Raw genomic sequence first — 26439 nt, forward strand, 5'->3', positions numbered from 1 at the left:
ATAGTTCAAAATTCTCCCTGCCGTGTCCTAAAAAATGTTAGGGCCCCAGTTGGCTATCTCCACACCATCTGAATAACGCAGCAACATGCGCTGTCCTCTGCCGTTGGCATACATTACAAACAGGGCCTTTTCAGGACCCATTCTGGTAGAACTGAATAAAATCTGCCTGCCGTCCGGAGACCAGGAGGGGTTCTCATTATTGCCTGAACATGTAAGTTGAATGGGATCTCCGCCTTCCGGCGATATGCTGAATATCTGGAAACGGCCTTCAATTCGGCTTGTGTAAACTATACGATCCCCGCAGGGAGACCATTGCGGGTCTGTGTTGTAGGTTCCGCTGTAAGTGATACGCCTGGCGGACCTGGTCCGAATGTCCATCACATATATCTGTGGACTGCCACTGCGGTCGGACACAAAGGCCAGGTGATTGCCGTCCGGAGACCACGCAGGAGAGACATTTATCCCGTGCCCTCGGGTGAGCCTTTTCATTATCCGTCCCTTAAAATCAATAAGATATATGTCCGGATTTCCATCTTTGCTCAGGGTCACGGCAAGGCGCTGATTGTCCGGATGCCATGCAGGAGAAATGTTTAGGCCGGAGTATGCGGTAAGCCTGTATATTTTTCCGGTTTTTGTATCTTTTATGTAAAGATATGGCTTCCCGGTCCTGTATGATGTATAGGCAATATATCTCCCGTTCGGAGAGTAACGCGGAGATACGGTAATACCCTTATCAAAGGTCTCTCTCCTTATGTTGAACCCGTCAAAGTCTGATGTATAAACCTCTTTGATTCCATCTTTTTTGACCACAAAGGTGACCCTGGACAGGCTTACCCCGTGTTTCCCGGTTATCGCCATTACTATGAGGTCACAGAAACGATGGGCTATCATTCGGTAATCCTTGACCTTTCCGTTATATCGCCTTCCCTGTATCATGGCCCCTGTTGACATATCGAACAGCCTGAGTTCGGCTGTCAGGGAGTCGCCTCTTTTTTCCATGGAACCTCTGACTAGATAGTCCAGGCGAAATTTACTCCAGTCTGCACCTTGCCTATATCCATAGCTGGCAGGATCAAGTACTGAAAAGAAGCCATGAAAGATGAGGTCATCCGAGAGTACCTTTGAAATCTTTCGACCCAGAAGATCATTCTCAAAGGTGCCCGGCGTAACCTCTAAATATGGAACGGCAATGGGGATCTTCTGCAGATACGGCGAAGTTATATCTATATAGAGCCTCGCTTCAACTAAAGAAGTGCTGAAAATCAGAAGAGGGAGAAAAAAGATCCAGCCAAAAAGTACCTTTTTGTAAATATTCTTGTCGTTCATAATTAATAACTTATAATCCCACTTCACCTGGTCTGAACCTGATTCCTATTTCCAGCGGACCGGGCCTCAAGGCCCGGGGCAATGGAGGGAGAGGGCTTGCCTTTTGTACCGCCCTCATGGCCGACTGATCGAACAGGGCGTGACCCGACTTGTGTTCATACCCGGCCTTGAGTATCGTTCCATCCTGCGCAATTCGGACCACCACAATGGATACCAGGCCGGTCTTGTCAAGGAGTTGCTCAGGAAGGACCCAGTGGTTTCTGACCCTGGCCCAAACCTCTGTACAATATAGCCTGAGCACCTCATTCTGCTGTCCGCCCTCTGCCCCTGTTCCGGCAGCCGCTGTCGCGGATTTCTTTGCCCTGGCCTCAACGCTGGATCTTATGGCGCTCAATCTATTTTTGATAAATTTTTCCCTTACACGCTCTTCAAGACTCTCTAAACGCTTACTCAAGAGTTTCTCCGTGTCCTTGGTGGCAAACGGTTTTGGCTTAGGCTTTTTTCTATCGGACTTTGGCTTAGGCTTCTTGGGACTGAGGGACACGGCCTTCTGCTGCTTTGGCTTTGATCTTTTTTGCAGAGGCATTGCCTTCTTCTCTTTTTTTTTGATCTTTTTGATCTTTGGCCTTGGCTTGACAACCGGGATCTGCTTCTTTGGTTCGGCTTTACCTGGTGGAAACGGCTCTGCTGCCTCAAATAGTTTTATAGTATATACCGGCGGCATCGGCCGGGAGGACCTTTCCCACAGGTTCGGCCCGACAATAGATAGTATGGCCAGCGCAAGGTGTATCCCAAGGGCCCCTATGAAAGCAGGCTTCCAGTCTCCGTTAAGCCGGCCTGTTATTATCCCCTTTGACATTTTTCTCTGTCTTAGATCGTTTATGTACTGTTTTAGAGGGTTTCAGGGGCTGTGTCACCAGGCCCAAATCCTCTATTCCCGCTTCACGAATTGCGGCCATCACTCTGGCAACGGTTCCATAGGCAATGGCAGCGTCTGCCTTTAAGAGGACCTGCCGGGCCTGTCCCGTCTTTTTCATCTCGGCAAGGTGCCGTTTCAAAACCGCTTCGTCCACAGCGACCTTGTTCAGATAGATTTCCCCCTTTCTATTAACCGTGATGATTATATTCTTCTTCTTTTGGGGAAGTGGCTTGGCCGTGGTCTTTGGGAGATTAATATCCAGCCCTCTGGTCATCATCGGTGCTGTGACCATGAAGATGATCAAAAGCACTATGACTACATCTACCAGGGGTGTCACGTTAATTTCGGACATGTAGCGCCGCTTGCCGTTTCTCTGCCCCGGATTGTCAGTCATTCAGTCCTCTCCTATGTTGGTTCCTGAGAATTTTCCTTGCCGTGAAGGAGTTGCCTTTCCACTGTATTTAAAAAATCGTTCGAAAATCCCTGGAGTTGCATCTCCAGCCTGCCCATCCAGCTCATAAAACCATTAAATGCGATGACCGCGGGTATGGCAGCTGCAAGGCCTGCGGCCGTAGCAACCAGGGCCTCTGAAATACCAGGGGCTACTGTAGCAAGACTTGCCGAGCCAGTGAGACCGATACTGTGAAAACTTCTCATGATCCCCCACACAGTACCAAAGAGGCCGATAAAAGGAGCGGCATTACCGGTAGTTGCCAGAAACGGAAGGGTACGTTCCATGGCTGCCAATTCCTCCTGGATACCCTTTTCAAGGCTTCTCTCCAGGGTCTCAAGCCATACCCTCAGGCCAACAGCCACATCCCGGGATCTTGGACATTTCTGAAGACGCTTCAATTCTTTATATCCTTCGAGAAACACTCCTGCCATTGGGGTATTCGACATTTTCCTTGCGTGGTTGTATGCATGGGTAAGGCTGGGGCTCTCCCAAAAAAGCCTTTCAAAATCCTCATTGCCGTATCTTGCCCGACGAAATTGCTTTATCTTTGCCAGTATTACGGTCCAGCAAAGGATTGAAAAGACCACCAGAATTATGAGAACCAGTTTGACTACAGGTCCTGCACCGATAACCATGGTCCATATATTCGCCGTTGTCTCAACTGCCATATTTGATGTCCTCCGGACAGATAATCATTTTTTAACCTAAAGTGAGCGGTTCCAGGTTCAGGGTTTAAAGGTTATAGTCTATTGATATTCTTAACTTTATTTATGCCGCCTGAGGCGTGACTCAGATTAGCCTCTTTTACCCATTGGGTGAAACATAATATTTGAAACTATCAGTAAATATCCGGTGAACCCGTGGTCCCACGTAACCGTTCACAGGAAGGGGATATTTCTTTTCACTTCACACTTCAGCCCCTTGTTTTCTTAAGGCTTTTGACATGGGGGATGTCCTGCCCCCTCTGCATTCGCCTTATGCTGCGCTTAAGGCGATGCAGTTTCCCCCACAGCAAAAGCCGAGAAAACTACGGGGGCTTCCGTTAAACCGTTCAAAGAAATATCCCCCTCCTGTGAACGGTTGCCGTCCGTGCCCTGCCTTGGAGCGGTTTGCCTTTTGCAGGGTTTCGATCGCGGGCCGGATTGCACTGCCTCTCCGGTCTGCGATGAGTGAGCTTTGAAACCCGGAAAAAGGTAACCGCTTCAAGGCAGGATATAACGGGTTCACCGAATATTTACAGCTATCAACGTATTTTCCTTTTGTTAACAGCCGGTTAGGGCGTCAACCCTGAACCGCTCAACCCAGGTTTATGGGCCTTCCAGGGCCTTTTGCAGGTCCGTGCCGGGCCTAAAGGAGAATATCCCCTTTTTTTGTCCTTGCTTCAAAAGAAATTCCACTGCCTTTATACCCTCTTCACCAAGATCCAGTGTATATTGGTTTACATATAGGTCTATGTGTCTTCTCACAACCTCGTAAGACATCTCCTGTGCATGCTCCATTACAAAGTCCCAGGTGGCTTCAGGATTCTCAAAAGCCAGCCTGATACTCATTCCAATGGCGGCATCTATTGCCTGCAACAACTCAATGCCCAGAGAACGCCTGGCGATGATTCCGCCCAGGGGGATCGGAAATCCGGTCTTTTCTTCCCACCAGGCCCCAAGATCCTGGATGCAAATCAGGCCGAGTTCATGATAGGTAAATCTGGTCTCGTGTATGATTATTCCTCCATCCACCTCTCCTTTGGCAACTGCTGGAGCGATAAGGGCGAAGTTCATAGGTACCAGCTCTTTAATTCCTGGGGCAAAGAGCTTCAAGAGAAGTGTTGCAGTAGTATATTCGCCGGGTACGGCAATCCTGTATTGCTCAAAATCCTGAGGATCTAAAGGTTTTCTTGCAAGGAATAAGGGCCCGCAGCCACGCCCCATGGCGCTGCCCGACCTGAGGAGCATATAGTCATCCAGGACATACCCCAGCACATGATAAGACACCTTGCTTATATCAATAGACCTTGCAAGAACTCTTTGATTCAGCTCTTCCACATCTGCTATTAAAGGTGATAGCTTATACTTTAAATGCACTTTGTTGTGAAGCAGGGCATAGAAAATAAAGGTGTCGTTAGGGCAGGAAGAAAACCCCAGGTTGATCCTGTTGTTGTTCCCTACATTCTCCATAATCTACAATAGCCGGAGCCACTTGCAAAATAATCAGGTTTTGCGCATACCTCGCTAATCCAACAAAACCCCAAGGACCTTTTCCAGGACTCTGGCCGTTGCATCCAGGGCCTGGTCCAGCCTCCAGTTTTTTCTGTCAAGATCACCCACCCAGTTGCTTATACCCCTGATCTCAAATAGGGGGACCTGATAGAAATTGCAGACCTGCGCAGCCGCGGCCCCCTCCATGTTCTCCGCAATAGATTTGAAACGTTTATGCAGATCCCAGGCCATCTCTCTGGTGCCTGTAACACAGGAGACCGTGACCATCGGGCCGCAACGAAGGCCAAGCTCCTTCACAATATCCGATTTAATAATTTGGCACCATCCCGGCTCAAGAGCAAACTCTGTCCGCGTTTCGTCTCCCCCCAAGAAAACGGGCTCAATCCCCGAGGGACCGTAACGGCCCAGATCGCCATAGGCTTCGGAGCTTGCAAGGCATACATCCTCAAGCTCTACATCCGCCCACTCGTAAGCTCCTGCCACACCAGCCAGGATTACTGCATATGGCCTGCCTCTGCTCTCAATAAATCTCGTCAGCTCAAAAGAGGTGCTGCCTGTCCCGAGGCCGCACACCAGGTAAGGGCATCCATATCTGTGTACAAGGGGAAGAAAAGAGCCCATTTCTCTTTTTGTGGGAGATGCAATCAGGATCCGGGAAATGGCCATATTGCTCCTCGTCTCCATTCATCATTCCTGTCAAAGTAAAACCAGGCGCATAAAATCCTCTGACAGTATTATCGGCCCCTTATAGACCTTGCTGCAGGGTGTAATCAGGTCATGTTCATCACAATTCGGATAAAAATGGTTAAGGAGCAATCGCTTAACTCCGGCGGCCTGGGCAATTCTTCCTGCTTCAGATGGAGTCAGGTGCCCTGGGATCTTGTAGCCTTCAGGGGCTGCGCACTCTGAAACCAGAAGATCAGTGCCTTGAGCAAGCTCTATCAGTTCATCGCAGAAATCAGTATCTCCTGAAAATACCACTGATCTGCCACTCGATGTCTCGATTCGATAGGCCAGGCTCTGGGGAGTATGATTAGTCGGTGCACTCCGTATTGTAAGAGGGGGAAGCTGCATTGCTGCACTCATCTCCTGTGGGATCTCTTCGAAGAAGACCTTCCCGGGCTCAGGTTCCACCCACTGTCCGAATGCCTGTATCATGGACTGATAAAACCGCTTGAGCCCTTTGGCAGCCATGACCGTCACAGGAGAATTCCTTTTGTATCCGAGCGGATACCTTGTGGCAAAGATAAAGGGCGCCAGTTCCCCTATGTGGTCCGGGTGAAAGTGTGTATAGAGCAAAATGTCAAGCGTGTCATAGGATATGCCTGCCCTGACCAGTTGCCTTAAGGTCCCTGCGGCACTGTCTATGAGCAGGGTCTGTCCTTCGACCCTCAAACAGGTAGCAGGACCTGCTCTCCTTATAGAAGGGACACCTGTCCCGGAACCAAGTATGATTATCTCCATCATTTTCCCAACTCCTTCGAAGAAAGTTCAGGGTTCCAGGTTCAAAGGTTGGAAGGTTAATAAAAAAAGCAACATTGAACGGTGAACTCTGAACCTCTGAACGGTTACTTACAGATTTAACGGAACAAGCTCTATCTGTCCCCAGGCACCGAGTTTCGTCCCTTTTATAATCAATCCTCCCAGGATTCCTGGAATCTGTTTTAAGGCCTTGATTCCCCGGTCTATATCTCTTTCCGTTCTTACCATATTCCCCACAGATGTTGCAGTTGCATCTGCCAGGGCTACGGATTGAGAGACCACGGTCACTGCATCTGCCTTTCCAAAACTTTTTGAATGACCCACCGTACCTGATGAGGTACATATTCCCAAAGGCGTCAGGCCGGGAGCAATGGCGACGCCGACCCGTCCGCTGAGAGGTGAGGTGCCTGCCCAAACGGCTGAAGTAACCGGCTTGAAGACCCGGAGAAATATGTCTCCGCCATTTTCAACTACGATCTCTCCTGCACTAAGCTCCATGCACCTTTTGCCTATGTGCTGGGCTATAGCTCCGGCCACTGCAGCCATCGGGCCGACACCAGCGGCTGCAGAACTTTCTATCATATCCCTGACTACGGAAGGGGCAAAAGGGTCATCAGGCAAGGGGACATAGCTTTCGAGAAAACCGGGGTGACTGCGGGCATAATCCTCAATAGACAGCCGTATCTCTATGACCCATTTTGAAACTTCATCTTCAAGATCGCTCTCGGCCTGTATGTGAAGGTCGGTTTCCCGGTGGCGGACCTGAAAGCCGACCAGACCGTCTCTGGCTGTAAGGGAACGGTATGTGCGCTTTTCACCCACCGGCTTCAGGCAAAGATATCCCCAAGTTCCTGACGCGGAGGCCGCGCAAGTAACTCACTAACAGCATCTTTAGGATCGAGACCTTTGTACAGCACCCTGTAGACTTGGTCCGTAATAGGCATATCGACCTTGTGATTCCTGGCCATGGCATAGGCCGAATTCGTAGTCTTGACGCCTTCTGCCACCATGTTCGTTTCCTTAAGTATGGTGTCAATGGATCGGCCCCGACCCAGCTTCAGGCCGACCCGGCGGTTCCGGCTCAGGTCTCCGGTACAGGTGAGTACAAGATCTCCAAGGCCGGCAAGCCCTGTAAATGTCAGAGGATTTGCCCCCAACCTCATACCCAGGCGCGACATCTCTGCAAGTCCCCTGGTAATCAGGGCCGCTCTTGTATTGGTCCCGAATCCCATGCCGTCTGATATGCCGGAGGCAATAGCTATGACGTTTTTAAGCGCCCCGCCCAGTTGAACACCCATAAGGTCCAAGCTGGTATAGACCCTGAAGGTCTCTGTAGTAAAAAAGTCCTGGAGATCTTTACACAGTTTATGTTCTGAAGCCGCTATTGTAACAGCGGTCGGGATGGAAGATGCCACCTCCTGAGCAAAGCTTGGGCCGGAAAGGGCAGCCAACCTGCCGGACAGCCTTGAGGGAAGCACCTCCTTCATGATCTCCGTCATGGTGAGCAGTGTCCTGTTTTCTATGCCCTTGCTGGCAGAAACCAGGGCATAAGGTAAATCTGGTGATTGTGATGGATCGCTAAGGACAATCGAGGCCTTTTCGGCGACATCTCTGAGACCATGTGAAGGTACTACAAAGAGAATAATTTCTCTGTTTATTACAGCTTGAGAGATATCCGAGGTGATTTTCAGTGCCGCGGGCAACTCCACCCCCGGGAGGTACGATTTATTTTCGCGATCCCTGCGGATCTGTTTCGCAAACTCCTGGTCCCTGGCCCAGAGTACTGTTTCAACTCCTTTGTTGGCCAGAAGCACGGCAAGAGCAGTTCCCCAACTCCCTGCTCCCAAAACTCCTGTCCGTTTCATTCTTCGTCCTGTTCAGCCAGCTTTGCCACTGCTGCCAGGCGGTCTCCTTCCTGAATCCGTATAAGGCGCACGCCCTGGGTAGATCGACCGATTATACGTACGTCCTGAACACTTATTCTAATGATATTCCCGCTGGCACCTATCAGCATGACCTCGTCATGGCCATTTACAAGGATTACGCCCACTACATGGCCCACCTTTTCCGTGGTCCTGATATTGATTACGCCCTTTCCACCCCTTGATTGTACACGGTATTCGCTTACATGGGTCCGCTTTCCGTATCCGTTTTCAGTGACGGTGAACAGCGTTTCCTGGGCCTTTGAGATTACCACCATGGCAACCACGTGGTCTCCTTTTGCGAGCTTGATGCCCCGCACACCTGCCGCAGTACGACCCATTGGCCTTACATTGTTTTCCGGAAACCTGATACTTTGCCCATGTCTCGTGCCAAGGAATATGTCAGCCTGGCCATCAGTAATAGCAGCCGCTATGATTTCATCGCCCTCTCGTACCGTGGCTGCGATGATACCTGTGGGCCTTGGCCTTGAAAACGCATCAAGCGGGGTCTTCTTGACCACTCCTTTCCTTGTTGCCATGATTACAAAATGATCAGCTTCAAAGGTACGTACCGGCACTACGGCGGCAATATGCTCATTGGCCTCCCTGTCAATCGGCAGAAGATTTACCAGGGCCTTGCCGCGGCTCATCCTGGATGCCTGTGGAATCTCATGGACCTTCAGCCAGTAAAGTCTCCCCAGATTGCTGAAACAGAGAAAATAATCATGGGTGGAGGCCACAAACAGATCGGCAACAAAATCTTCCTGCTTAGCGGACAGCCCGGTGATGCCCTTTCCGCCACGTCTCTGGCTGTGATACAGGCTCAATGGATTGCGTTTGATATAGCCATTGTGAGATAAGGTCACCACCATGTCTTCTTCAACTATAAGGTCTTCGATTCTGATCTCTTCAGGGTCTCCTATAATCTCGGTACGCCTGGGAATAGCGTATTCGTCCTTAAGGGCCTTGAGCTCTTTTTCGATAATTTCAAGGACCAGGGCATCACTTGCCAGAATTTTTCGATAGCTTTCGATATCTTTCAGGATTTGCCGATATTCTTCCAGGATCTTTTCCTGCTCAAGGCCGGTCAGGCGCTGAAGCTTCATGTCGAGAATCGCCTGGGCCTGTATGGCCGTGAGTCCGAAATTCTTAATAAGCCCTGATTTGGCCTCTGCAGGCGTGCTCGATCCCCGAATAAGGGCCACCACCTTGTCCAGATTGTCAAGTGCGATCTTGAGTCCCTTGAGTATATGGGCACGCTCTTCGGCCTTCCTGAGCTCATATTTAGTCCGCCTGATGATTACGGTCTTTCTGTGCTGGAGGAAGTGGACCAGGACCTCTTTGAGGTTCAGGAGTTCCGGCCTGCCATTGACTATGGCGAGGAAAATCGTCCCAAAAGAGCTTTCCATGGCCGTATGTTTATATAGATGGTTGAGGATCACCTGGGCGATTCCCTCTTTCTTCAGCTCTACTACGATCCTCATTCCATCCCGGTCGGATTCGTCACGCACGGCATGGATCCCTTCAACCTTTTTATCGCGGGCAAGTTCGGCGATCTTTTCCACCAGCTTTGCCTTGTTAACCTGGTATGGAATCTGGTTAATGACTATGTGTTCCCGCTTGCCTTTGGCCTGCTGTTCTATTACAGCCCTGGCCCGCATTTTGATGATTCCGCGTCCTGTTTCGTATGCCGATTTGATTCCGCCCTTTCCACATATAAAGCCGGCTGTTGGAAAGTCAGGCCCCGGGATATATTCCATAATATCAGCTACGGTTATGTTCGGATTCCGTATAAGGGCGATCAAGGCGTCCACCACCTCACCGAGATTGTGGGGAGGAATGTTGGTGGCCATTCCCACGGCTATACCTGATGAACCATTGATTAACAAATTCGGCACTTTGGAAGGAAGCACCAGGGGTTCTAAAAGGGAATTATCGTAATTGGCGACAAAATCCACGGTTTCCTTGTCGATATCCGCCATGAGCTCATGGGCCAGTTTTGTCTGACGGATCTCGGTGTAACGCATTGCCGCGGGAGCATCTCCATCGATTGAGCCGAAATTTCCCTGGCCGTCGACAAGTGGATATCCCATGGCAAAGTCCTGGGCCATCCTGACTATGGTGTCGTAAACCGCCGCATCTCCGTGGGGGTGGTATTTACCTATTACATCGCCCACAATGCGGGCCGATTTCTTATACGGTTTATTGTAGTCGTTTCTCAGATCCTGCATGGCATAGAGGATGCGCCTGTGCACCGGCTTGAGTCCATCCCGGACGTCGGGCAGGGCCCTTCCGATTATCACGCTCATGGCGTAATCGAGATAGGACTTTTTGAGCTCTTCGGTGATACCGCACGACTTAATAACTCCAGATGAAATTTCTATCCGTTCCTGCATTTTTGCAGACTCCTGATCCTGACTCGTGCCGTTCTCATTGTAAGAGAGGGGTCGATGTGACGGTTAACTGAGGCTGGTTCCTGTTGTGGTCATGGTAAGCTGGCAGTGCTTTACACCCTTAAGGGCCTTTAGCTTGTAGGCAAGATTGCGCAGGGCATCAGGTTCCCCGCGGACAATAGCTACCTCCAGACAGTTATGATGATCCAGATGTACATGCTGCGACACGATAACATGGTCTGGAAAATTGTGCTGAATATCAATAATTGAATCTACCAACTCCCTCTTGTGGTGGTCAAATACATAGGTGATAGCGCCCACCACCACTTGTCCTTCAAACTCTTTTTCCCACTCCTGCTCTATTAATTTCTCCCGTATGAGGTCGCGAATGGCCTCTGACCTGTTACTGTATTCCCGCTCTCTGATGTATTTATCAAAGGCGCGAATCAGACCCAGAGGAATAGAGACACCAAATCTTGTTATTGATTTATTGCTTTCGATCTTTTTCATATTATTTCCGAGATATTTAAAGTAACCGTTCACGGGTTCAAAGGTTCACCGTTCAGGGTTACCTTTCTTTCGTTGACCTTGCGAATTAGCTCCCGGGCCAACTGCCATGCCTGCCTGTGCGTCGCACGCAGACAGGCTTCAATATCCTCAAATCGTTCCCTATGATGATTTCTCTATTCAGAACTTATGAATTAACAGCTCAGACGCAACTGTAACAGAATCACAGCAGACAAATTTTCGGTAAACAACCCAGAACCTCTGAACCGTGAACAGTTATTATTTAAATATATTTCAGTAAAACATCGTGTCAATATATTGTCAAACATATGTTTTGCGATGATATGATCCTTATTGTAAAATTATATGCGCTGGTAAATATCCGGTGAACCCGTTATATCCTGCCTTGAAGCGGTTAGCTTTTTCCGGGTTTCAAAGCTCACTCATCGCAGACCGAAAGAGGCAGTGCAATCCGGCCCGCGATCGAAACCCTGCAAAAGGCAAACCGCTCCTGCGGCAGGGCGCGGATGGCAACCGTTCACAGGAAGGGGATATTTCTTTGAACAGTTTATAACGGAAGCCCCCGTAGTTTTCTCGGCTTTTGCTGTGGGGGAAACTGCATCGCCTTAAGCGCAGCGTAAGGCGAATGCAGAGGGGGCAGGACATCCCCCATGTCAAAGGCCTTAAGAAAACAAGGGGCTGAAGTGTGAAGTGAAAAGAAATATCCCCTCCCAGTGAACGGTTACGTGGGACCACGGGTTCATAAGAATATTTACTGCAATAAATATATGACGTTGAAGCCACCATTTGCAACGCTTCTCTCCTCTGATGGATCTGACAGGCGTTTTTTCAAGATCCGCTGGAAGGGCAAGCCTGCCCTGGCAATTGAACCTTCTCCAGGAGATACAGGTACTTCCGAGTCCTGCAGTTATGTTGCTATCGGGAATCATCTGGCCAGGGCCGGAATCCCGGTTCCAAAACTATATGATTTTAATAAAAAAACCGGAATTATAGTGGTGGAGTATCTTGGAGACAGGCATTTGCAGACAGAGATCCTGGCACTGATCTCCCAAAGTAAATGGTCACGGGTCAAAGAGCTTTACCGGCAGGCCCTTTCTTTGTTGGCAAAGATGCAGATATGGGGCTGCCGGGGGTTCAACCTCGAATGGTGCTATGACTCAGAATATTATGACAGCAAACTGGCCGGGGAACGAGAGGCCTTTTACTTTTTGCGGTCCTTTGTTGAAGATCTCATGGGCTGCAGTAAGACACCGGAGCTTGAAGATGAACTTTCAAGGCTGGCTTCACAAGTAGATTTTATTGACAATAAGGAGTATTTTTTGCATCGGGACTTTCAGTCCCGAAATATTCTGGTCCGGGACGGAATCTTGAGGATAATCGATTTCCAGGGAGGGCGTTTGGGTCCCCTGGGCTATGACGTTGCCGCCCTGATCCTGGATCCTTATGTGGCACTATCGAAGAATATTTGGCCCGAGCTCTTGCAATTCTATCTGGACGAACTTGATGTCCTGGATATCGCCGTGGATAAAACTGCTTTTGAAAGAGAATTTCGTCTGCTTGCCCTCCTGCGTACCATGCAGGTATTGGGTGCATATTCATACCTATATTTAAAAAAGGGGAAGATTTTCTTTAGGCCATATATCTCTCCCGCCCTTTCAAATTTAAAGACATTGCTTTCCTGCAAAGACTTTGAAGAACTGGAGCATCTGAGGCTGCTGGCAGCAGAGCTCAACTATTAAGTAGATGAATAAAGCGCGCATTATCAAAATTTTCATCTTTGTTTTGGCAGTTGCCGGTCTTCTGATGTTTTTCGTTCCATACGTTTTAAAGTTGGAACAGGTCCGTTCCAGGCTGACCTGTGAGATTGCCCGTCAACTGGACAGTGATATTGACATCAAAGAGGTTTCCTGGCACTGGTTTCTCTTTCCTCACTTAGCGTTTACTGATGCCCTGGTTTCCAACAAGCGGTCAGAGGCACGGCTTCCTGAGGTCCTGCTCTTTCCGGATTGGCCGGGTCTTTTTCGTGGCAAACCAGGAATAAGCCGGGTGGTTCTCGAAAATCCCGAAATCCACCTCAAGTCCCTGTCCGCGTCTGACAAAAAAGAAAGGCAAATACCATCCTTTCTTTCAGCCACAGTTGTCATAAAAAATGGTAGCCTTGATTTAGATACGGAAGGTGTTTTCCCGGGACTGCTCCACCACACCGATCACCTCAATTTTTCAAATGTCGATGCCAAGGTAGATATAGAACCTGACAGAATTGATGCATCTCTAAAATGCATACCACCCTATGCCAAAAGCCTGGCGGCCAAAGGCCATTTCATGCCGTCAAAAGGCTCCTATGAATTAAGGGTGGACTGCCGGGAATTCAAACCGCACAAAATTCTTCTTGCTTCCATGAAAAAGATTCCTGTTAAGCCATTAGACTCGGATGTAAACATAAAGGCTGCCATCACAGGAACCGGCCTTGACGATATAAAGGCCTCGGTAAAAGGGGACTTTCCCTGTCTGAAAATCGAGTCACATGACAAGGAAATGCTGCTTTCATGCAGCTATACAGACCTGGATTTTGAAAAAAAAGGGCATCAACTTCACATGTCGGTAAATGCGTTGGAGCTTACTGATCCGAAGCTGAGCTTATCAGGAGTGATAGAAAGGCATCAGGCGGCTCTCACTGATGAGGCCCTCTGGCATATCGACCTCAAGGCAAAAGAGGCGGATCTTTCAGGGATCAGAAGAAAAGTCATCGTCCTGTTCGGCGGGAACAGGACGGCCGACCTGATATGCAGCATAGTCCTGGGAGGAAATGCCAGAAAAGCGGCCTATTACTTTGAGGGAACTGTGCCAAGCTTTCGGAAACTTGAGGCCATGACCGTCACGGCCGACGTGGAAGGAGCGCAGATACACGTTCCAAACGTTGACCTGGATCTTGAAGAGGTCTCGGGCCAGATCGAGCTAAGGAACGGGATACTGACAGGGCAGAATCTTTCAGCCAGATTGGGCGATTCCCTGGGCAGCAACGGTTCTCTTGCATTGGGCCTTATCGGCGAAGACAAGGTCTTTAAATTGGATCTGGAGCTGGATGCAGACCTTTCAAAACTTCCGGCCTTGTTGCACAAATTGGTGCGTCACCAAGGATTCAGGGATGAGTTGGCCAAATTCAGCAATGTCCAGGGCAGGACTTCAGGGCGTCTTATCCTGGGCGATAGGTTAAAAGATATTTCGGTGAGAGTGGAGGTATCAAGCATTGATGGAACGGCAAATTATCAGCGGATTTCCTGGCCCATCAAAATCGAGAAAGGCCGACTCAAGGTCCTGCCTGACGAAGTGAACTGGAGCAATATTCAGGGGATAGTCGGTCCTCATTCTATCCATGAAATAGAAGGGTCGGTCAGATGGAAAGATGAGGTTTTTCTCGACATCACAGGGCTTAATGCCTCTCTGGACTCGGGTCCTCTTTTTGCCGAGCTGAAACACTATCCCGGGCTGCAAGAAGTCTTCTCCAAAGTACTTCTCTCAATTGATGGTCCCCTGGAAGTAACGGACTCATGGCTTAGAGGGCCTGTGAAGAAACCCCGGGAATGGAAATACAGCATATCAGCCAGCACCAAAGGACTCAGCTTTCACAGCCCTTTGCTTCCCGGGCCATCCAGCATTGAACAGGCCTCTGTACAGGCTGGCCAGGAAAATGTCCGGATATCCAGATGCAAGATGAGTCTTTCAGGCCAGAAACTGAATTTAAGCGGAGATCTCAGACACAGGAATTGGCAGGGCTGGCAGGGCTGGCTTGATCTAAGCGGGACTATAAGAGAAGGTGTTTCACAATGGGTAAAATCAAAGGCCTGGATACCCACCCCGTACTTTCCCAGGACCCCCTGTACTCTGGACCATTTAAAAGTTGCATGGGATTCGAAAGGGACGGATGTAAAGGGGGAAATAATCTCGGATACAGAAAACAAGAAGGCCGCAAAGGTAAAACTGGATATCGGTTCTTATCCAAAGGAGTTTTCCATAAGAGACCTTACTATTACTACTCCGGATGAGAAGGCCCATTTTTCTCTGAATCTGCAAAAGATTCCAAGGGAGAATTTACTGCTAAATTGGAAAGGACACCTGGAAAGAAACACTCTGGACAAGATCCTGGAAAAGAACAATCTGCTATCGGGCTACATAAAGGGCTCATGCGACCTGAGATGTCTTTTGGAAGATCCAAGTTCTATCCGGCTTAAGGGTTCAATAGAGATGTCTGACCTCAACTGGTGCTGGGGAGTTGCAGAGCCGATAACTGTCAAATATGCCGGCCTGCACGGACATGACTCATGGACAGACATAGATAAACTCTCTTTAAAAATAAATGGCGAACCAGTGATATCCAGGGGGCGGGCCTCATTCTCAAAGCATAATATTGATCTGGACCTGGATCTGACATCCGGTTCCCTTTCATGGGGAAATCTCTCCCGATTCCTTGATACATTCAGAGAAAAGCATCCTTCCACCGACCTTGCGCCTATTCCCAAATCACCGGATTCTTCCCTTTCTCTTACGGGCAGGATTAACTTCGATCTGGACAGGTTTAAATACACGAGCGGTAAAGAAGCACCCCTTCCTGATAAAAACAGAAAAGAGACTGACTTTGTCTGGCAGCCCCTCACAGGTCAGGTGAAATTCTTGCCTCAAGGAAAGATGTCCGTGTCCGTATCTTCAGGAATTATTTGCGGTCTGAATACTGTCGGCTCCTGGTACTCAGGACCCGGCCACGGTCTGGCCAATCTGTCCATCTCTACAGATCATGAAAAAAAGTTACTCTTCCAGGAAGTGCTTTCATGCCTTGGTTTTGAGCAAGATATATTAGAGGGTCCCTTTGTCTTTAATGCAAACCTTGAAGGGACACCTGGCAACTGGCAACGGGGCACGGTAGAACTCAATGCCACCAATGGCAGGATAAGACGCATGACGCTGCTCTCAAAGATATTCAGCGTACTTAATGTCATAGACCTTTTTTCCCAAAATGTACTCCCGGATCTTCTTACTGAAGGTTTTCCTTTTTCAAAAATGGATATTAAGTGCAACGTAAAGGACGACAACCTGATTATTGATCATGCTATAATTAAAGGAAAAGGGTTAAACCTCTTTGGTAGCGGAAAAATTGATCTGGACGACATGGATTCAGACATGATTGTGATGGTAGCTCCACTGAAGACCATAGATACCATTGTCTCGAAGGTACCTTTGCTGGGAAAGGCCGTTGGAGGAAAAGATGCGGCAATCGTAGCATTTCCGGTAAAAATCAAGGGACAGATAGAAGACCCTGAGGTCACGGTCCTTTCACCTGATGCGGTGAGCGAGGCCATGATTGACCTGATCAAGAATACATTGATGCTGCCGTTTCGTATATTGAGCCCGATTTTTCCATAAGGAGACACTTGCAGAGAAAGGCACGTTATATCCACATCTATACCGGGGACGGAAAGGGCAAGACTACCGCTGCTCTTGGGCTTGTCCTCCGGGCAGTTGGAGCAGGCTGGAGGGTATTGTTCGCCCAGTTTCTGAAACATGGCGAATATAATGAGATAAAGGCCCTTAAGAGACTGGGAGGCCAGGTCACAATACGTCAGTACGGCTCAGGCAGGTTCATAAGGGGTGGACCCTCCAGGGAAGAGATAAAAACGGCCCGGGCCGGACTCGGCGAAATAATACAGGTCATGAAAGAGGGGAAATATGATCTGATAGTACTTGATGAAATAAATGTGGCCGTTCATTTCGGGCTCATCCCGTTAGAAAGTGTAGTAGGCCTTTTGGAAACACGGCCTCAAGATGTAGAGCTCGTGCTTACCGGGAGATGGGCGCCTGAAGAAATAATGGAGCGAGCCGATCTGGTAACAGAAGCGCGAATGATAAAACACTATTTCAGCAAGGGAGTGAGGGCAAGGGAGGGAATAGAAAAATGAGGGCGGAAAAGTATTAGTACTGTGGCAGCAGCGAGTAAATATTCTTATGAACCCGTTATATTCTGCCTTGGAGCGGTTACCTTTTTCCGGGTTTCAAAGCTCACTCATTGCAGACCGGAGAGGCAGTGCAATCCGGCCCGCGATCGAAACCCTGCAAAAGGCAAACCGCTCCTGCGGCAGGGCACGGACGGCAACCGTTTACTGGAAGGGGATATTTCTTTGAACGGTTTAACGGAAGCCTCCGTAGTTTTCCTGGCTTTTGCTGTGGGGGAAACCCCGGCTCCTGAGCGCAGCGAAGGAGAACGGGGAGGGGGCAAGACTCCCCCATGTCAAAGGCCTTAAGAAAACAAGGGGCTGGAGTGTGAAGTGAAAAGAAATATCCCCTTCCAGTGAACGGTTTGCGGAATGGACCACGGGTTCACCGAATATTTACAGCAGCGATTGTCAATGCCTCACTCCGCATGGCAGTTCAGAAATAATTTGCCTTGGAGCCTCTTGCAAAATCTCAAATTTTGGTCTCTGATGAGACTGTAAGGATATGATTTAATGAACATAAAAACAAAGTTCATTTTTATCACCGGAGGCGTTCTCTCATCTCTGGGCAAGGGCCTGGCAGCGGCTTCAATAGGGGCATTGCTTGAAGCCAGGGGGCTCCGGGTCACCTTTCAGAAGCTGGATCCGTACATAAACGTGGACCCCGGCACAATGAACCCTTTCCAGCACGGTGAAGTATTCGTGACAGACGATGGCGCTGAAACAGATCTGGACCTCGGGCATTACGAGCGTTACACACATGCAAAGCTGGGACAAAGGCACAATTATACTTCAGGGCGTATTTATTACAGTGTTATCACAAAGGAAAGAAGGGGGGACTACCTTGGAGGTACGGTCCAGGTCATCCCTCACATAACTGACGAAATCAAGCAGGCGATTCTCCAACTGAATAGTGAGGCAGATATAGCCATTATAGAAATAGGAGGAACGGTAGGAGATATTGAAGGACTGCCGTTTCTTGAGGCTATCAGACAGTTAAGGGGCAACCTGGGAACGAAAAATACCCTTTATATACATCTGACCTATGTGCCCTATATTCAGGCAGCAGGTGAACTCAAAACAAAACCAACGCAACACAGCGTGAAAGAGCTGCTATCCATAGGTATTCAGCCGGATATATTGCTCTGCCGTACCCAGATCGATCTTTCACCGGATATTAAGTCCAAGATATCTTTATTTTGCAATGTAGAAGAAGACCGGGTTATTGCAGCCAAGGACGTAAAGTGCATCTATGAAGTGCCGATGCGCTTTCACGAGCAGGGGCTGGATGAACGAATTGTCGAATCCCTTAATATGTGGACAAGGGCGCCCGTACTTACCCGGTGGGAGGACCTTATTGCCAGAATCAAGGAGCCACGGCACAAGGTGCGGATTGCCATGGTCGGCAAATATGTAAACCTCAGGGAGTCCTATAAAAGCCTGAATGAGGCCCTGTTCCATGGAGGTATTGCAAACAGCTCTGAGATCGAAATAGACTTCGTGAACTCAGAAGAAACAAGGGGTGAAGAGCTGGCAAACCGGCTTTCAGGAGCCGATGGAATCTTGGTCCCAGGAGGGTTTGGCCCAAGGGGAATACTTGGAAAGCTCGAGGCCATTACCTATGCCAGAGAAAACAAGGTACCCTTTTTCGGCATCTGTTTGGGTATGCAGTTGGCAGTCATTGAGTTTGCCCGGAATGCAGCAGGGCTGCCCTTGGCTGACAGCACTGAATTCGCCCCCATCACGCCTGACCCCGTAATCTACCTGATGAAGGAATGGTATGATTACCGTACAAAGAAAATTCAAAAAAGGGACGAGGACACCCAGAAGGGGGGCACCATGCGTCTTGGCGCGTATCCGTGCCAGTTGGCACCTGACAGCAAGGCCTATGCTGCCTATGAAACCGAGCGGATATCCGAAAGGCATCGGCACAGGTACGAGTTCAATAACTCCTATCGCAAGGCCCTCGGAGACGCTGGAATCAGGTTCACCGGGCTGAGTCCCAATGGAGAACTGGTGGAGATCATCGAAATTCCGCAGCATCCATGGTTCCTTGCCTGCCAATTCCATCCCGAGTTCAAATCCAGGCCGCTTGATCCCCATCCCCTGTTTGCGGCATTTATAAATGCCGCACTTGCAAAAAAGCTGAAAGCCGAAAGCCAAGACTAATGAGTACAGAAGGCATCCGGATACAAAACGTTCGTATAGCTGGAATCAGCGTCGGATCAGGACAGCCGCCCCTGCTCATTGCAGGACCATGCGTGCTGGAAGATATTGAAACCGCTCTTTCCATCGGGGCATTTATGGCCCGGGCCGCCATGGATTGCGGGTTTTCTTATCTATTCAAGGCCTCCTTCGACAAGGCAAACAGGACATCCATAAGGTCATACAGGGGGCCGGGACTGGCTGAAGGCCTTGAGATGCTCTCAGTCATCAAGGAAAAACTGAATGTGCCGGTGATCTCGGATATCCACACAACCGACCAGGCAGAGACGGCCGCAACGGTCCTTGACTGCATACAGATACCGGCCTTTCTCTGCAGACAGACAGACCTCCTGGTAGCGGCAGCCCGAACCCTTCTCCCTGTCAACATCAAGAAGGGGCAGTTCATGGCCCCGTGGGATATGAGGCACGCGATCGCCAAGATAAAAGGGAGTGGGAATGACCAGGTCATTCTCACTGAAAGAGGGGCCTCTTTTGGCTACAACAACCTGGTGGTTGACATGCGTGGCCTGGCTATAATGAGCAGGCTCGGGGTTCCTGTTATCTTTGACGCCACACACAGTGTTCAGCTCCCCGGCGGCGGAGACGGATGCTCATCAGGGCAGAGGGAATTCGTGTCCACTCTTGCCAGGGCTGCAATGGCAGCAGGAGTGGATGGAATCTTCCTGGAGGTCCATCCAAATCCGGACAGGGCCCTTTGTGACGGCCCAAACAGTCTCTCCCTTGAGGCTGCGGCAGACCTGCTGAAAGTCCTTTCCAGGATCAGGCAGGCGGTGGACTGATGGCTCATATAGATAAAGAACTGCTCATGACAAAGGCCCGCAATATTCGCCTTCTTGCGGTGGATGTTGACGGAGTGCTGACTGACGGAAGTATTGTATATACCTCTCAAGGAGAACAGGTGCAGAGCTTTCATGTACACGATGGTCTTGGCCTTAAGCTCCTTGATCTGGCGGGAATCCATGTAGCTATTCTCAGCTCCCGCTCTTCTCATGCCCTTGCTGTCAGGGCTGAAGAATTGGGAATAAAGCTGGTATATCAAGGACTGTCTGACAAAATAGAAGTATACGAGGAAATAAAGGAGAAACTGGGAATAGATGATAAAGAGGTTGCTTATATGGGAGATGACTGGGTGGATCTTCCCCTTCTTCAGAAGGCAGGTCTTGCCGTGGTAGTTGCTGATGCTGCACAATCCATGGAAGACTATGCTGATTATGTTACAAGACAGGCAGGGGGAAGGGGCGCAGTCAGAGAAGTCTGCGAGCTGATTCTCAAGGCACAAAACAAGAGAGGCAAGTTCCTGGACCATTACCTTAATTCCTGATGGTAAACATTTACACCGGTGTTTCATGAAACTTGAGCAAAGATATCTTTTCTGGGTAATTGCCGGCGTCCTTTTCTTGATGGTTCTCTGGAGACCGTGGCGGCACACCAGGGGTACCGATGACCTGTGGACCACAGATCTCAAAGAAATGAAAGCCGATCTTACCTTTGAAGGTATTCGTTATACGAAAAATATAGGCGAAAAGATCCAGTGGATTCTGAATGCAGATGCAGCCCGGCTCTATGAGGGGAAAAACATCATGGACCTGGAGGGTATAAGAATAAAATTTTTCCCTGCTGGAGAAGGCCATGTTATTGTTGTTGCTGATTCAGGCACATACAGAACCGATAATGACGAAATGTCACTGAATGGCGATGTGAAAGTACGCCTTGAAGGCGGCCCCACGCTCTTTTCAGAAAGTATGCATTTCAGTCAGGAGAAAAAACTTATCTGGACCAGGGACAAGGTGCTCATTAAGGGAGACGGACTGGAAATGGAGGGCGAAGGACTTGAGTATGACCTTCAAGAATGCAAACTTACGCTAAGGAGACAGACGTCTGTCCTCCCGGAAAACGGCGAACTGGAACTTTAAGAGGAATGTAACCGTTCACGGATTCAGTGTTTACTAACGAAAGAGAAGTACCCTGAACGGTAAACCCTGAACCTGTGAACGCTTACGAGGAATCATAATGAAATGTGAAAATTCCTGTATCTGCTGGAAAACGAAAAAAGCCGGAAATATGGCTTTAACTATCTGGTTTTGCATCCTTATTTTTATGTATTTTCACTGTTTGATGGCTATAGCCCAGACAGGCATCTCAGACACCTCACTTACCGGTCCAGCGGATGAGGGCAGGCTCCCTATCCATATAGAAAGTGACCTGATGGAGGCGATGGATCAGTCAGGGATCGTGATATTCACAGGACATGTGAAGGCAACCAGAGGTGATCTCACCATATATTCCGAAAAACTCGATGTCTTTTACGAAAAGAAAAAACAGGATAAAGAACGAGAAGATAAGACAAAAAGGACTGTCGAAAAAATCGTGGCCACAGGCCGCGTACGTATAATCCAGGGTGAGCGTGTTGCCACCGGAGAACAGGCTGTCTATGACAAACCTGCTGAAAAGATAACTATTACAGGTTCGGCCCAGGTCCTGGAAGGCCTTAACCGGGTAAGTGGGGAACGGATAATCTTTTTTATTAATGAGGATCGAAGTGTAGCCGAAGGAAGCAATGAAACAAGGGTTGAGGCGGTTGTCTACCCGGCAGAATGAGATTTTTTGGCATCTTTCATTCACCGGTTTACACTTTTTTCGAAAAAGCTTGTATCATCAAATTAACCAAAATCATGACAGTTCAAAATATATGAGCAAGCTGAAGGCGGAGAAACTGATAAAGCGTTTTCGTGGCCGGCCAGCGGTCAATGGTGTAAGTATCGAGTTATCAGACCACAGCATAGTAGGTCTGCTGGGACCAAATGGCGCCGGTAAGACCACTATATTTTACATGATCGTCGGTCTAATCAGACCCGATGAAGGAAGGATTTCATTTGACGGGGAGGATGTAACCAATTTACCCATGCACAAAAGGGCTCGCAAAGGCATTACCTATCTGCCCCAGGAGCCCTCGGTGTTCAGGAAGCTGTCAGTTGCCGACAATATCCGCCTTGTACTGGAAACAAAGGGGCTATCCCGCCGGGAAATAGAGAGCAAGACCATTGAGCTCTTAGATGACATGGGCCTATCCGTCCTCGCGGATCAACAGACCCAGTCACTTTCAGGGGGGGAGCGGAGACGGGTGGAAGTTATGCGGGCACTTGCTACCGACCCGGTATTTATTCTTCTTGACGAGCCCTTTGCAGGTGTTGATCCACTGGCTGTCTCCGAACTGCAAGAGATAATAAAGGGCCTGAAGGCCAGGGGAATAGGAGTCTTCATTTCGGATCACAACGTCCGTGAAACCTTGACTGTATGTGATCGGGCATATATTGTTAATTCAGGAGTTATTAACGAAGAGGGTACCCCGGAACATATCGCCTCAAGCGATCTGGCAAGGACAATTTATTTGGGAAAAGACTTTAAACTATGAGCCACTTAAGGCTTCTTTGATAATCTTTATGGCCTTGGAACTCCGGCAGCAACTTAAGCTGGCACAACAGCTTATAATGACTCCCCAGTTGCAGCAAGCTATTAAACTGCTTCAACTTTCCCGTATTGAACTAATTGAGACGATCGACCAGGAATTGGAAGCCAATCCCGTCTTGGAGGAATCTGAATCGGAAGACATCCCATACCCAAACGATACGGATCGCGGCAACCTTTTGCAAGAAAAAGAGCCTTCCTCGTACGAGGAGACCCGGCTTCCGACCCTGGCCTCCTCTGAACTTGAAAAAATTCCATGGGAAGACAAAGCAATTCAAGACATAAACTGGAAAGATTTCTGGGACGAAGACAACAGAACCTTATTTCCTGCCTATTCCTTTGAAAAGAAGGAGGCCCCAAGCTATGAAAATATCTTTACCTGCACCACAGATTTGAGAGAACATCTGATGTGGCAACTCCAGATGTCACACTTTAATGACATAGAGCGTCAAAGTGCCTGTCTTATTATCGGCAATCTTGACCGAAACGGCTATCTCAAGACTACAGTTGATGAGATAGCCGAAGAAGTGGGATGTGTTCCGGAACAAGTAGAAGGCACACTAAAAAAAATCCAGCTCTTTGACCCTGTTGGTGTGGCAGCCAGGGATCTCAGAGAATGTCTATTGATCCAGATAGGCCATCTGGGCATCAATAATCCCCTGGTCTCGGAACTCGTAAGTAAACACCTTAACCATATTGAAAGGCACAATTATCAAGCTATGGCCAGGGCTACAGGACGGTCATTGGAGGAAATAGCCAAGGCGATCGAGATAATAACTGCCCTGGAACCCTGTCCCGGGCGACCGTTCAGCAATGAGGAAATCCATTACATCGTTCCAGACATTTATGTCTATAAAGTAGACGATGAGTATACGATTGTCTTGAATGACGATGGCCTGCCGAGACTGAGGATAAGCTCTTTTTACCGCAGTGCCATCAAAAACGGTATTACTACCTCCTCTGCTGCCAAAGATTTTATTCAGGACAAACTCAAGTCCGCCATGTGGCTGATTCGCAGCATTCAGCAGCGGCAAAAGACTATCTACAGGGTCACAAAGAGTATCGTAAAGTTTCAGAGGGAATTTCTGGACAGGGGAATAGCCTATCTCAAGCCTCTAATACTGAGAGATGTGGCAGATGACATCGAGATGCACGAATCCACCGTAAGCAGGGTAACCACAAATAAATATGTCCATACGCCACAAGGTATTTTTGAGCTCAAGTTTTTTTTCAGTGCAAGTCTGGGCCGGGACGACGGCTCTGATGTGGCATCCTATAGTGTAAAAGAACGGATTCGCCAGTTGATCCAGTCAGAAGATCCGATTCGACCATACAGCGACTTGCAGATCGCAGAAATTTTGGCCAGGGACCATATCCGTATTGCAAGAAGAACTGTGGCAAAATATAGAGATCTGATGGGTATCTTGCCCTCCAGCCGGCGCAAACGACCTGCAATAAATTAGCCGTCCATGGCAAGACTTTGTGTCTGAGTAATGGTAATTCCTGAACTATTAAATTATAATTTAAGGAAAGCGATCAGCTAAATTCCCATTTGGAGGTATTCTATTCTATGCAAATCAATGTGACATTTAGGCGTCTGGATCCTTCGGATGAACTGCGCGAATATGCTGAAAACAGACTCCAAAAACTCAAGAAATATGCTGATGGTCCCATAGATGTGAACGTTGTTTTGTCAGTGGAGAAATTCAGACAGACAGCGGAGGTTGTGATCTCAGGAGATGGCATGAGGGCGGCGGCCAAGGAAGAGCAGAATGAAATGCGAGCAGCTATAGATCTGGTATCTGACAAAATCTACAAGCAGCTGAGAAGATATAAGGAAAAAATCCGCAGCAAAAGAGGATCTGGTCCGGTGTCCGAGGAGCCGGCGGCCCTTTCAGGCATCCCACCATCTCCGGAAACAGCAAAAGAGGGCTCGTACGTAATCACCACAAAAAAAATGGATGCCAAACCAATGGCTGTCGATGAAGCAGCTGCTCAGTTCCAGTCACTTAATCAAAACTTCATGATGTTTACAAATGCTGAGACCAATGAGATAAATGTCATTTACTGGCGTTCAGATGGGATCTTGGGATTAGTCGAACCGTAATGACTGTGAAGATAATCGATTTCCTTTGTAACAGATGTATCATCCCCAATCTTAATACAAAATCCAAAGAAGATGCGCTGGTCTGGCTGACCAAAAGGGTAGTGGAAATAGAGCCCGCCCTGGACCAGGATGCGGTATTGTCTGTCCTCAGGGAGCGCGAACAACTGGGCAGTACTGGTATTGGGGGTGGAGTGGCAATTCCCCACGGGAAACTTCGGGGATTGGGGCATATGCTCATAGTGGTCGGGCGGAGCCCGGATGGTATCCCTTTTGATGCGATGGATAACCTCCCGGTTCACATTGTGTTTCTCCTGCTTGCGCCTGACAACTCTGCAACCCTATATCTCAAAGTATTGGCCCAGGTCTCAAGGCTGTTAAAGACCCGGGAGGTTTACCAGCGAATTATGAAGGCATCAGATGAACTTTCCATTCAAAAAGTAATAGAAGAAATGGATGGTCAGGTCTAAAACCTGAAATCACTTTACAGAAAACTTGACAGATTCTCCTTTTAAAAAAGATGGACCGGGGGTAGTTTTATTACCGGAAAATTTGAATAAACTGGTACAAACAGTAGTCATAACCGGTATGTCCGGATCCGGTAAGAGCACTGCACTCAAAGCATTTGAAGATATCGGCTATTACTGTGTGGATAATCTTCCCATAGCTCTCATGCCGGAATTTCTCTCACTTACCGAAAACGCCTCCACAATGCCCACCCGTGTGGCCCTTGTGATGGATGTGCGAGAAAAGAGCTTTCTGGATCGATATCGGTCTATCTTTACCGAGATTAAGGAAAAAGGATTTCACGTCGAAATCCTGTTTCTCGATGCAAATGATGAGGTATTAGTACGGAGATTCAGCCAAACCCGCCGCCAACACCCCTTAAGACCCAGGGGCAATGTCCTTGAAGGAATACGTATTGAGAGGGAACATCTGATGAGGCTGAGGGAATGGGCTGACAAGTTGATTGATACCTCTGATTTCAATGTTCATCAACTGAGGCAGGACATTATCAGGCTTTATTCTTCAAGAAAACGACTGGATCAATTAGTGATACACTTGCTCTCGTTTGGCTTTAAGTATGGAGTTCCCGCCGATGCCAATCTGGTTCTGGATGTCAGATTCCTGCCAAATCCATATTTCGAGCCGGAGCTATGTCCCTTAAGCGGCTGCGACCGTGAAGTCCGAACCTATGTCCTGGAAAAGAAAGACACTATGGAGTTTCTTCATCATGTCAAAGGCCTTTTGAAATTCCTTGTCCCGGAATACAGAAAGGAAGGTAAATCTTATCTTGTGATTGCCGTGGGATGTACGGGTGGCAGACACAGGAGTGTTGTCATTGTAGAGCATCTAAAAGAAGTATTTACAGGGGCTGATGAGGAGGTTATCGTCACACACAGGGACCTTGAACTGGAGGAATAAA

The 26439-nt window shown here is 48.6% G+C and carries 25 protein-coding genes; 14 read left to right on the forward strand and 11 right to left on the reverse strand.

Annotated features, from left to right (window positions below):
- Positions 1–27 precede the first annotated feature (27 nt).
- The 11 genes from tolB to C4B57_06080 all read right to left on the reverse strand — a co-directional run bounded on the left by tolB (position 28) and on the right by C4B57_06080 (position 11219).
- On the reverse strand, positions 28–1326 hold the full coding sequence (gene tolB / locus C4B57_06030) for a Tol-Pal system beta propeller repeat protein TolB (GenBank protein PXF54639.1): 1299 nt from the start codon (positions 1324–1326) through the stop codon (positions 28–30).
- A 10-nt stretch (positions 1327–1336) separates the two neighbouring features.
- Positions 1337–2185 (reverse strand): hypothetical protein, encoded by an 849-nt coding sequence (locus C4B57_06035; protein PXF54640.1) that lies wholly within the window; start codon positions 2183–2185, stop codon positions 1337–1339.
- Entirely contained in the window at positions 2154–2639 is a 486-nt protein-coding gene (gene tolR, locus C4B57_06040; GenBank protein PXF54641.1) for a protein TolR, read from the reverse strand. Before tolR ends, C4B57_06035 begins: the two co-directional genes overlap by 32 nt.
- Positions 2640–2650: 11 nt before the next feature.
- Positions 2651–3367 (reverse strand): protein TolQ, encoded by a 717-nt coding sequence (gene tolQ, locus C4B57_06045; protein PXF54642.1) that lies wholly within the window; start codon positions 3365–3367, stop codon positions 2651–2653.
- Between the two features lie 639 nt (positions 3368–4006).
- Entirely contained in the window at positions 4007–4870 is an 864-nt protein-coding gene (locus C4B57_06050; GenBank protein PXF54643.1) for a 1,4-dihydroxy-6-naphthoate synthase, read from the reverse strand.
- A gap of 54 nt (positions 4871–4924) precedes the next feature.
- Positions 4925–5596, reverse strand: a complete 672-nt coding sequence (gene mqnB, locus C4B57_06055) for a futalosine hydrolase (protein ID PXF54644.1) — start codon at positions 5594–5596, stop codon at positions 4925–4927.
- 12 nt (positions 5597–5608) lie between these two features.
- A complete protein-coding gene (locus tag C4B57_06060; GenBank protein ID PXF54645.1) occupies positions 5609–6379 on the reverse strand; it encodes an MBL fold metallo-hydrolase in 771 nt (256 codons plus the stop codon).
- A 105-nt stretch (positions 6380–6484) separates the two neighbouring features.
- Positions 6485–7225, reverse strand: a complete 741-nt coding sequence (locus C4B57_06065) for a hypothetical protein (protein ID PXF54646.1) — start codon at positions 7223–7225, stop codon at positions 6485–6487.
- On the reverse strand, positions 7222–8259 hold the full coding sequence (locus C4B57_06070; GenBank protein PXF54647.1) for a glycerol-3-phosphate dehydrogenase: 1038 nt from the start codon (positions 8257–8259) through the stop codon (positions 7222–7224). Before C4B57_06070 ends, C4B57_06065 begins: the two co-directional genes overlap by 4 nt.
- A complete protein-coding gene (locus C4B57_06075; protein PXF54648.1) occupies positions 8256–10712 on the reverse strand; it encodes a DNA gyrase subunit A in 2457 nt (818 codons plus the stop codon). The genes C4B57_06070 and C4B57_06075 overlap by 4 nt, the downstream gene beginning before the upstream one ends.
- A gap of 63 nt (positions 10713–10775) precedes the next feature.
- Positions 10776–11219, reverse strand: a complete 444-nt coding sequence (locus C4B57_06080; protein ID PXF54697.1) for a nickel-responsive transcriptional regulator NikR — start codon at positions 11217–11219, stop codon at positions 10776–10778.
- A 785-nt stretch (positions 11220–12004) separates the two neighbouring features.
- Between C4B57_06080 and C4B57_06085 the strand changes: the two genes are divergently transcribed.
- The 14 genes from C4B57_06085 to C4B57_06150 all read left to right on the forward strand — a co-directional run bounded on the left by C4B57_06085 (position 12005) and on the right by C4B57_06150 (position 26438).
- A complete protein-coding gene (locus C4B57_06085; GenBank protein PXF54649.1) occupies positions 12005–12976 on the forward strand; it encodes a hypothetical protein in 972 nt (323 codons plus the stop codon).
- Between the two features lie 4 nt (positions 12977–12980).
- The gene (locus C4B57_06090; GenBank protein ID PXF54650.1) at positions 12981–16652 is read left to right on the forward strand and encodes a hypothetical protein; all 3672 of its coding nucleotides are present in this window, start codon (positions 12981–12983) and stop codon (positions 16650–16652) included.
- An 8-nt stretch (positions 16653–16660) separates the two neighbouring features.
- On the forward strand, positions 16661–17185 hold the full coding sequence (gene cobO / locus C4B57_06095) for a cob(I)yrinic acid a,c-diamide adenosyltransferase (GenBank protein ID PXF54651.1): 525 nt from the start codon (positions 16661–16663) through the stop codon (positions 17183–17185).
- Between the two features lie 21 nt (positions 17186–17206).
- A complete protein-coding gene (locus tag C4B57_06100) occupies positions 17207–17527 on the forward strand; it encodes a hypothetical protein (protein ID PXF54652.1) in 321 nt (106 codons plus the stop codon).
- 204 nt (positions 17528–17731) lie between these two features.
- Positions 17732–19387 (forward strand): CTP synthetase, encoded by a 1656-nt coding sequence (gene pyrG, locus C4B57_06105; GenBank protein ID PXF54653.1) that lies wholly within the window; start codon positions 17732–17734, stop codon positions 19385–19387.
- Positions 19387–20223 carry a 3-deoxy-8-phosphooctulonate synthase gene (locus tag C4B57_06110; GenBank protein PXF54654.1) on the forward strand — a complete coding sequence of 279 codons (837 nt, stop codon included), beginning with the start codon at positions 19387–19389 and terminating at the stop codon, positions 20221–20223. The genes pyrG and C4B57_06110 overlap by 1 nt, the downstream gene beginning before the upstream one ends.
- On the forward strand, positions 20223–20765 hold the full coding sequence (locus C4B57_06115; protein PXF54655.1) for a hypothetical protein: 543 nt from the start codon (positions 20223–20225) through the stop codon (positions 20763–20765). Before C4B57_06110 ends, C4B57_06115 begins: the two co-directional genes overlap by 1 nt.
- A gap of 25 nt (positions 20766–20790) precedes the next feature.
- Positions 20791–21357 carry an LPS export ABC transporter periplasmic protein LptC gene (gene lptC / locus C4B57_06120; protein ID PXF54656.1) on the forward strand — a complete coding sequence of 189 codons (567 nt, stop codon included), beginning with the start codon at positions 20791–20793 and terminating at the stop codon, positions 21355–21357.
- Between the two features lie 97 nt (positions 21358–21454).
- Positions 21455–22042: a lipopolysaccharide transport periplasmic protein LptA gene (lptA, locus tag C4B57_06125; GenBank protein PXF54657.1), complete on the forward strand. Its 588-nt coding sequence runs from the start codon at positions 21455–21457 to the stop codon at positions 22040–22042.
- 91 nt (positions 22043–22133) lie between these two features.
- Positions 22134–22856 (forward strand): LPS export ABC transporter ATP-binding protein, encoded by a 723-nt coding sequence (lptB, locus tag C4B57_06130; GenBank protein ID PXF54698.1) that lies wholly within the window; start codon positions 22134–22136, stop codon positions 22854–22856.
- A gap of 28 nt (positions 22857–22884) precedes the next feature.
- Positions 22885–24372 (forward strand): RNA polymerase sigma-54 factor, encoded by a 1488-nt coding sequence (rpoN, locus tag C4B57_06135; protein PXF54699.1) that lies wholly within the window; start codon positions 22885–22887, stop codon positions 24370–24372.
- A gap of 89 nt (positions 24373–24461) precedes the next feature.
- Entirely contained in the window at positions 24462–25016 is a 555-nt protein-coding gene (gene raiA / locus C4B57_06140; protein PXF54658.1) for a ribosome-associated translation inhibitor RaiA, read from the forward strand.
- Positions 25016–25483, forward strand: a complete 468-nt coding sequence (locus C4B57_06145) for a PTS fructose transporter subunit IIA (protein PXF54659.1) — start codon at positions 25016–25018, stop codon at positions 25481–25483. Before raiA ends, C4B57_06145 begins: the two co-directional genes overlap by 1 nt.
- A gap of 118 nt (positions 25484–25601) precedes the next feature.
- Positions 25602–26438: an RNase adapter RapZ gene (locus tag C4B57_06150; GenBank protein PXF54700.1), complete on the forward strand. Its 837-nt coding sequence runs from the start codon at positions 25602–25604 to the stop codon at positions 26436–26438.
- Position 26439 lies beyond the last annotated feature (1 nt).

Source organism: Deltaproteobacteria bacterium (assembly GCA_003194485.1).
Classification (GTDB): domain Bacteria; phylum Desulfobacterota; class Dissulfuribacteria; order Dissulfuribacterales; family UBA3076; genus UBA3076.